Genomic DNA, 8,755 nt, shown 5'->3' with positions numbered 1-8,755 from the left:
AACCAAAAAAGGCAAAAACAACCATCTTGAAATTCTAAATTTCTTCTTAGCTTGACGCTTATGGATAGCTATCGGGAGGAAGTCGGAAGACCCCCGCCTGTCGTCGGGCAGGGATGTACCGGATATTTCAGTCTGCAGACAAAAATTTAAATGGATATCCAATCTACTGGCATAATTGTGTACATACATTTAACATAATTCCCATTTTCTTTGCTTGTGGTCCAAAATACCATTTCAAAATAGACGGAAGACTGAAGTCGGATGTAGCGCTTTTTTCTACTTCAATCCAAAGATTAAACAGCAACATTCATCTTTTTGGCAATATTGCTTATGTAACTTTTTCAAAGCCTTGGTCAAACGAAAATCCAAGAGTTTATCCTTTGTTTTTCAAAAAATTATTACGCCCCAGGAGCTTATTTTTTTTTGAAGCTGATACCCCCCAATTGTCCCCTTAAGAGGAAATACCTGCAAACATTCCATCAATTGAGTTAAAATACCTTACAATGCAATTACCATGTAAACCATTTTTTTGGTCAATTTGGTCGTGAAAAGAATGGTTCAATTCATAATGGCAAATAAACTTAAAGTATTTCTCCTTCTAATACTTTTTTCTATTTCAATTCCATCCAAAGCCCAAATCATCATCGGTTTATTATTTGGAGAGGCCCTCAATATCGAAAAAATAGAATTTGGATTGACAGGTGGTTTAAATAGGTCCAACTTCAACGGATACAATGATTCTGAAGCATTAAACAATTTCAACTTGGGATTTTACTTTCATTTCATAGTCAAAGAAAACTCCTTTATCAGCACGGGAGTTCTGGTCAGATCCAATGTCGGCGCCACAGGAATGCCTACTTATCTTTTAAACGACCCGGGTTTTGATGAAATCTTCAAAGATGGGGTTTTGATCACCAAGGTCAATTATTTCTATGTTCCGGTCAAAATAACCTAGTCTCATAAAAAGTAAAAAATTTCTTCAGTTTATTATCCTTAAACCAATTAACTGTTTTTCAAAAATGAAGCGTTTCCTAATTATCTGGTTTGTGTTACTTATTTCGGTCAGCACCGGCTTCTCTCAGGTATTTACAAATAGAGAAGTGGGTCCAAAAAATCAATCTTACATTGACAGTGTCAAAGCAGCTGAATATCCCTATGTCCTTCCAATTTGGGGAGATCGGGCGACCAAAGCAGGGTTTTCCCTCCCCTATTCTGCAGGTATTAGTGTAAATTATCTATGGCAAGAATCAGATATTGTACTCGAAAATCTAATGGTTGGGTTCAACGGAGGACAAAAATTTGACGTGGATGACATCGTCCGATTCAATACTGCTGTTTCAAGAGCAGGAGCCATTTCTGTAAGGCCGGATGTTTGGGTCTTCCCTTTCCTGAATGTCTATGGAATATTGGCGCGGACGAGTGCATCCACCGAAGTTGGATATAGCGTTTGGCTTCCTGATTCTCTTAATTTTGATTCTGAAGTATTCTCAGGAGCTTCCAGGGTGGATTTCAATGCAGGCACATTCGGGTTTGGAATGACTCCCACCATCGGCGTGGGCGGAGGTTTTATAGCTTTAGACTTAAACATAGCTTGGACAGATGTACCGCAATTAAGCGTGCCAACAAGAACATTTGTTGTTGGGCCGAGGTTTGGCAAAAACTTCAAACTCAACAGACCTGAAAGCGCAATAGCAGTTTGGGTGGGTGGCTTCAGAATCGATATCAATAGGGAACAAAGCGGATCAGTAAACTTTGATGAAGTCCTACCTGTGGATCAACTCCAGCCAAAAGTAGATCTGGGTTTTGAAAAAGTCGAAGTTGCACAGGTAAGGGTAGATGAATGGTGGGAAGGACTTTCCCGTGTAGAAAGGCTCAATCCTGTCAACATCGCTAAGTTTACCGCCGCCAATCTTGCTATTGAAAAAGCGAGTACTTTTCTTGTTGCAGTGGACGGTGCGCTGAATAATGGAGAATCAAGTACCATCCAATATACAATGGATAGAAGACCTGCGGATTTGTGGAATTTTATTGTTGGATCTCAATACCAATTAAATAAAAGTCTGATGTTCCGTGCCGAAGTTGGCTTTTTGGGTTCAAGAACCCAGTTGATGACGGGCATCCAATATAGGTTCGGCCTTTAATACTACATCCTATAAACCAAAACCCCGGAGATTTCAAAATCTCCGGGGTTTTATATGGAAAGAAATCGAATCATCAGGTGATTCAATAGTGAATATTTTGAATCAAAGTCACAACAGACTCAATTCTACACTTTTTCAGATTTCATTTTCAAAAAACCAATCCATTCTTCCAGTTTTATTTTCAAGGCTACCAATTCCTCCATCTTGAGCTCATCAGGGGAAATGTCCGCCATCAAGCTATAAGGAATATGGGCGGCCTCTGCTTTCATTGCGCTTCCCTTTTCAGTAAGCCTTACAATGACTTTCCTCTCATCTTCTTCAGATCGAATCCTGGAAACTAATCCCAATGTCTCCACCCGCTTCAAAAGTGGCGTCACTGTATTGGTATTCAAAATCAACTTATGGGCAATGTCATTGACAGAAATCCCATCCTCCTCCCAAAGAACCAACAAGACCAAATACTGAGGATAAGTAATCCCAAGTTTGTCCAGATGGGGCTGGTATTCCCTGATGATCAACCTTGAGGCCGCATACATTGGGAAACATATCTGGTTATCAAGTTTTAGTTGCTCCATTTCATTTAAATTATCGAACGTCTTATCACTTAATCAACATTATCCTAATCCAATGGAAATTGATGTTTAAATCGATATTGATTGATACTAGATATTAGTTGATACATATATTCCGTCGGGCATTGATTATTTCCTTTTGAGAAGAAATGTCTAACCAAATAACCATTGGTTACTTCATCAATATCTATCAATATCTATCAATTTCTAATATCAATGAATATCTTAATAAGCTTGGTTTACAATTAATTAACAAGCAAAGGAATCGCATATAAATCAATTCACTCTTCTAATTTTTGTTTCTCCAAGCCTGCCAAGCGCCTGTGGACCACAATGCCATGACTATCAGGACCGGCTGGAAAAACAAACGGATAAACCGTGCGCGGTCAGTATCCAACCCAAAGGCGTCAATCCCATTGAGATACTGCGAAACGTTGCCCGGAAAAATCAGTACGAAGAACAGCGCTACCACCCAACCGACTTGCGCCCTTTTGGAGGCAAGGAAAAGCAAAGATGCTCCAAGGAGGATTTCCACTATTCCTGACAGGATTACAACTAGGTCCGGATCCATGGGAACCCAAGGCGGTACCTGCGCCAAAAATTCTGCCCGATTAAAGGAAAGATGGCTGATACCTGCAAAAAGCAAAAAACTGCCTAGCAGGACCCTGACGATAATCTGTCCGATGTTGGTTTTGGGCTGAATGGTGGGATTGAAAATTGATTCCATAATTATTGAAGATTTTAGATTGAAAATAAAAATCAGGATGCTCTTTCCTTAAGTGCCCCTTTTCTTTTGAATATCAGTTTATAAACGAATTTCAGAAATACGACAAAGGCGGCTAAGTTTGGCTTTGGTTCCATTCCTTTGCCCATTCTTTCCAGTTGTTCGCGGTACCACACAGTCTCCATCACGCCCATTTTGTCTATGGGTCCGATTCCGGTTTTAATTGGTTGGATAGATATTTTGGGAGATTGTCCATTCAGGAGCCTGAGAGGTGCATCCGGTTCTACGGCGATTAACCTTGCCAAACCTACAAAATCCACATTTCCTGATTGAATGGCATCTGCCATACCTTCATAGCTTTTAAACCCACCTGTTACTACCAAAGGTAGTTTGACTGCCTTTCTTGCTTTGTCCGCAAAATCCATAAAATAGGCTTCCCTTTTTTGGGTGCTTTCCTTCCATTTGGTTCCCATCATCGCAGGGGCTTCGTAGGTACCGCCGGATATTTCTATCAGGTCAATGCCTACCGATTCCAATGCCTTAATGGTTTCTAAAGATTCCTCATCCGTAAAACCCCCTCGTTGAAAATCAGCCGAATTGAGTTTGATTCCGATTGGAAAATCAATTCCGACAGCATCCCGCATGGCCTGATAGACTTCCAATACAAACCTTCTGCGTCTGTCTGGGTCACCTCCCCACTTATCAGTTCGCTGATTATGATGGGGAGAAAGAAACTGACTGACCAAATACCCATGGGCACCATGAATCTGAACCCCCGAAAACCCAGCTTCCTTTACCATTTTCGCTGCAAAGGAGAACCTTTTGATCAGGTCCTGGATTTCCGCATCGGTCAGTTCCCTCGGGGTATTGAAAAAAGACTGCATGTCCTTCCTAAAAGGAATAGCCGAAGGAGAAACTGTCTCTTTGTTCAGTCCCTTGGGTGCCTGCTTTCCGGGATGGTTCAATTGAACCCAGCAATGTGTCCCGTTGGCAGTGGCGTTTTTGGCCCAGGTTTTCAACCCTTCCAATCCTGAGGTATCTTCGATCACCACATTTCCCGGTTCGCCAAGTGCCCCTCTGTCAATCATGACATTTCCCGTGACACATAGACCAATTCCTCCATCCGCCCATTTACGATAAAGGAGATCGAGCATTGGCTTGGGAGAACCATCCTTATTGCCGAGTCCTTCACTCATGGCGGATTTGAAAAGTCTGTTTTTGATCAGGACTCCATTTGGAAGAGTAAATGGACGGTTTAATGGATTTTCAGGCATTATTGGAGGGGAAGAAATAAAAACGGTGTGATTACTTTAAAATTTTCCTAAGGTATTTATCAATTTCTGCGGGCTTGGTGATGGGAGAAAATCTCTTGACGGGTTTCCCATTTGCATCTACCAGAAATTTGGTAAAGTTCCACTTGATACTTGACCCAAATATTCCACCCAATTCATGTTTGAGGTATTTGAATACTGGATGGGCATTCTTTCCGTTGACTTCTATTTTGGAAAACATGGGGAAGCTTACTCCATAATTCAGAAGACATCCTTCTGCAATGTCCTTTGAATCCCCGGGTTCCTGATTGCCGAATTGGTTGCAGGGAAATCCCAGGATGACCAAGCCTTTGTCTTTGTACTTTTGGTTGAGTTTTTCCAAGCCTTCATATTGTGGAGTCAGACCGCATTGGCTGGCGGTATTGACCACCAGAACCGTCTTTCCTTTGAACTCTGACATGGATACTTCTTTACCCTGAAGGTTATTGGCAGAAAAATCATAAAACCTGTTTTTCATAAATCGTATTGTTAATTCATATTATATCGTGCGCGATACAAATATAGTCTTAATTTATATCGCTTGTGACTTATTATAATCTAAATCCTTAGATTTTGTTTTTGAATGAAAGAGAATAATTTTTCATAGATATACGCTTCTTTGCCAGTAATGCTAAATTCTTCTTCATGGGGACGGATCCCGCTATCGGGAGGAAGTCGGAAGACCCCCGCCTGTCGTCGGGCAGGGATGTACCGGATATTTCAGTCTGCAGACAAAAATTTAAATGGATACCCAATCTACTGGCATAATTGTGTACAAACATTTAATTTTTTTACAAAAAAAAAGAGGTCTGAAAAATCAGACCTCGGAATGGAAATTCATTTTATGTTTTACCTTCTCAATGACTCCAATCAAAGCTATCGATGTCCTCCAAACAAGCCTTCAGAAGTTGGATACTGTTGGAGATGTCTTCTTTGTGGGCCATTTCGATGACCTGATGCAGGTGACGTGTCGGTATGGAAATCGCACCGGCGATAGCCCCCTGCTTGCCCATACGCTGCACTCCGGCGGTATCTGTACCTCCTGCAGTTAGGATTTCAGGTTGCCATTTAATCTGATGCTGATCGGCAGTATGCTTCATAAAAGCCACCATCCTATAATCGCAGATGGTCGAAGCATCCATGATTTTGATGGCAGTTCCTTTACCCAATTCGGTGACTTTTTCGTGAGGTTGGGCTCCCGGTACATCAAAGGCTATGGTTGTATCCAATGCTATCCCAAAATCAGGATTGATCCCATGTGCGGCAACATTTGCGCCACGGATACCTACTTCTTCCTGCACGGTAAAAGTGGCATACACGTCATAGGCCGGATTGTCCAATACCCTCAAGGTCTCCAAAAGAATAAAAACCGCAACCCTGTTGTCAATGGATTTGCAGTTGACACAGGCACCCATTTCTATCAATTCCCTGTCTCTCGTGATGGGATTTCCTATGGTCACGTACTTCTCCACTTCCTCTTTGCCCATGCCCAAGTCTATAAAAAAGTCAGTGATCTGAGGCAGTTTATTCTTTTCGTCAGCGGTCATGACATGGATGGGTTTACTACCCATGACACCCACCAAATCCTTTTTGCCGTGGATGATTACCCGCTGTGCGGTCAGGGTCTTGGGGTCAAAACCTCCCAAAACATGGAATCTCACAAATCCTTTGTCATCAATATGGGTGACGATAAATCCGATTTCATCCATATGTGCAGCCACCATCACTCTTTTGGAATCGGGATTTTTCTTGGATTTTTTGATGGCTATGACGCTGCCCATGTTGTCCGTCCTGACCTCGTCTGCAAGAGGGGTCACCAATTCGATGACCAAATCTCTGATTCTTTTTTCAAATCCCGGAGCACCGGCAATTTCACAAATCTGTTTTAACAAGGGTACATTGACTTCCATGATTACGGGTTTGATAAAGATGAATTTTAATTAAACAAACAATGACCAAAAACAAGTGCTTTGGGGACTTGAAGTTTGGTCATTGGATTAAATATTGGTAAAGATCAGTATGCCCTGACCACTTTTCCTTCCATGTAATTGGCAAAAGCCCTGTTCACAACCCGCATTCCTCCTGAAGTCGGGAAGTCGCCTGTAAAATACCAATCTCCTGAATGGTCCGGGATGCATTTATGTAAATTGTCAACAGTTTGATAGATGACTTTTACCTCTGCATGGATGTCGTCAGTGGTAATGATATCGGCTACTTTATCTGAAATTTCCTGATCGGTAAATGGCTCATAAAGTGCCTTTACATAGTTTTCTGTCAAAATCTGATTGGTATTGCACTTCTCATAGACCTCATCCAACAAATAGCTCATACTTTTGTCTTTCAGCAATTCCACTGTCGCACGGAAGGCGATAAACTCTCTTAGCTTTGACATGTCAATACCGTAGCAGTCCGGGAAACGGATCTGAGGAGCCGAAGAGACGATGATAATCCGCTTGGGATTGAGTTTGTCCAATGTGGTCAATATGCTTTTTTCCAAAGTAGTCCCTCTCACAATACTGTCATCGATGACCACCAAAGTATCAAGTCCCGCCCTGACGACTTCGTAAGTGGTGTCATAAACATTGGCCACCATGGCATCCCTGTCGGAATCATTGGTAATAAAAGTCCTCAATTTGACATCCTTGCTGACGAGTTTTTCTACCCTTGGACGGAAGTTGAGAAGCTCCTCCAGATCCTCCAAATGAGGCTTCCCTTCCAGGAGCACTTCTCTCCTTTTGGCACTCAGGTAATCCTCGAGTCCTTCGATCATGCCCAAAAAGGCTGTTTCCGCAGTATTTGGGATGTAGGAAAATACGGTGTTTTTGAGGTCAAAATCTATGGCTTTCAAGACCTGTGGCACAAGTGCGCGGCCAAGTGCTTTTCTTTCTCTGTAAATATCCGGGTCAGTTCCTCTTGAGAAATAAATCCTTTCAAAACTGCAGGATTTCTTTTCTCTTGCAGGAAGGATTTCATGCTCTGCGTAGGAACCGTCTTTATTGATCACCAAGGCATGGCCTGGTTTGATTTCTTTGATCTGCTTGTAATCTACATTGAATGCGGATTTGATGGCAGGCTTTTCGGAGGCTACTACCACTATTTCCTCATCTGCATAATAATAAGCAGGACGGATTCCTGAAGGATCGCGGACGACAAAACTTGAACCGTTGCCGATGATTCCCGCCATCGCATATCCCCCGTCAAAATCCCTGCAGGACCTTTTGAGTATCCGTGCCACATCGATTTCATTTTCTATGACGGCAGTAATCTGTTCATTGGAATATTGGTGCTTGTATTTGTCAAAAATCCGCTGGTTTTCTTCGTCCAAAAAGTGACCGACTTTTTCCATGACGGTAACGGTATCCGTTTTTTCTTTAGGGTGCTGTCCGAGCTGTACCAATTTGCTGAACAATTCCTCCACATTGGTCATGTTGAAATTACCTGCCATGACGAGGTTGCGGCTCCTCCAGTTATTTTGCTTCAAAAACGGGTGACAGGTTTCGATACTGTTTTCTCCATGGGTGCCGTATCTGAGATGTCCCAACCATACTTCTCCCGAAAATGCGACATTTTCTTTCAACCATTGTGCATTGTTCATCCCCTTCTTCCCGCCCAGTTTTTTGGCTTTCTTATATTTCTTATAGATTTTGTCAAAGATATAATTAACAGCTTGGGGTTCTATAGACCGGTATCTGCTGATATATCGTGTGCCGGGTTTGGTGTCAAGCTTGATGTTGGCAACTCCCGCGCCGTCTTGACCTCTGTTGATCTGCTTTTGCATCAGGACGTACAACCTGTTGGGAGCATATAGCGGCGAACCGTACTTCTCGATGTAGTATTGTGGCTCCTTTCGAAGCCTGATCATCGCAATACCACATTCATGTTTGATTTGGTCACTCATTGGTTTTGTACACGAGTAATTTCTGGAATTGTAAAGGTAAATCTTTTTTAGAAGTTTATGGAAGTAAAAAAAGTTCGGTTTATATAATATTTTGTTGGTTCCCACAGAAA

8 protein-coding genes are annotated in these 8,755 nt (G+C 42.1%); 2 read left to right on the top strand and 6 right to left on the bottom strand.

Annotated features, from left to right (window positions below):
- Positions 1-568: 568 nt before the first annotated feature.
- Entirely contained in the window at positions 569-955 is a 387-nt protein-coding gene (locus MMU05_RS05920) for a hypothetical protein (RefSeq protein ID WP_241140748.1), read from the top strand.
- Positions 956-1,019: 64 nt separating this feature from the next.
- On the top strand, positions 1,020-2,141 hold the full coding sequence (locus MMU05_RS05915; protein WP_241140747.1) for a hypothetical protein: 1,122 nt from the start codon (positions 1,020-1,022) through the stop codon (positions 2,139-2,141).
- A gap of 125 nt (positions 2,142-2,266) precedes the next feature.
- Here the strand turns inward: MMU05_RS05915 and MMU05_RS05910 are convergent, their stop codons facing one another.
- From MMU05_RS05910 to MMU05_RS05885, 6 genes are all read right to left on the bottom strand, one after another.
- Entirely contained in the window at positions 2,267-2,716 is a 450-nt protein-coding gene (locus MMU05_RS05910) for a MarR family winged helix-turn-helix transcriptional regulator (protein ID WP_241140746.1), read from the bottom strand.
- Positions 2,717-3,002: 286 nt separating this feature from the next.
- Positions 3,003-3,440 (bottom strand): DoxX family protein, encoded by a 438-nt coding sequence (locus tag MMU05_RS05905; protein WP_241140745.1) that lies wholly within the window; start codon positions 3,438-3,440, stop codon positions 3,003-3,005.
- A gap of 32 nt (positions 3,441-3,472) precedes the next feature.
- The gene (locus tag MMU05_RS05900) at positions 3,473-4,711 is read right to left on the bottom strand and encodes an NADH:flavin oxidoreductase/NADH oxidase family protein (RefSeq protein ID WP_241140744.1); all 1,239 of its coding nucleotides are present in this window, start codon (positions 4,709-4,711) and stop codon (positions 3,473-3,475) included.
- Between the two features lie 31 nt (positions 4,712-4,742).
- Positions 4,743-5,225 (bottom strand): glutathione peroxidase, encoded by a 483-nt coding sequence (locus tag MMU05_RS05895; protein ID WP_241140743.1) that lies wholly within the window; start codon positions 5,223-5,225, stop codon positions 4,743-4,745.
- A 379-nt stretch (positions 5,226-5,604) separates the two neighbouring features.
- Complete coding sequence (locus MMU05_RS05890; protein ID WP_241140742.1) at positions 5,605-6,657, bottom strand: M42 family metallopeptidase; 1,053 nt, start codon at positions 6,655-6,657, stop codon at positions 5,605-5,607.
- 104 nt (positions 6,658-6,761) lie between these two features.
- The gene (locus MMU05_RS05885; RefSeq protein ID WP_241140741.1) at positions 6,762-8,645 is read right to left on the bottom strand and encodes an amidophosphoribosyltransferase; all 1,884 of its coding nucleotides are present in this window, start codon (positions 8,643-8,645) and stop codon (positions 6,762-6,764) included.
- Positions 8,646-8,755: the final 110 nt, after the last annotated feature.

This window comes from Cognataquiflexum rubidum, from assembly GCF_022538115.1.
Taxonomy (GTDB): domain Bacteria; phylum Bacteroidota; class Bacteroidia; order Cytophagales; family Cyclobacteriaceae; genus Cognataquiflexum; species Cognataquiflexum rubidum.
The sequence above is the reverse complement of the archived record's forward strand: the minus strand, read 5'-3'. Positions and strand labels throughout refer to the sequence as shown.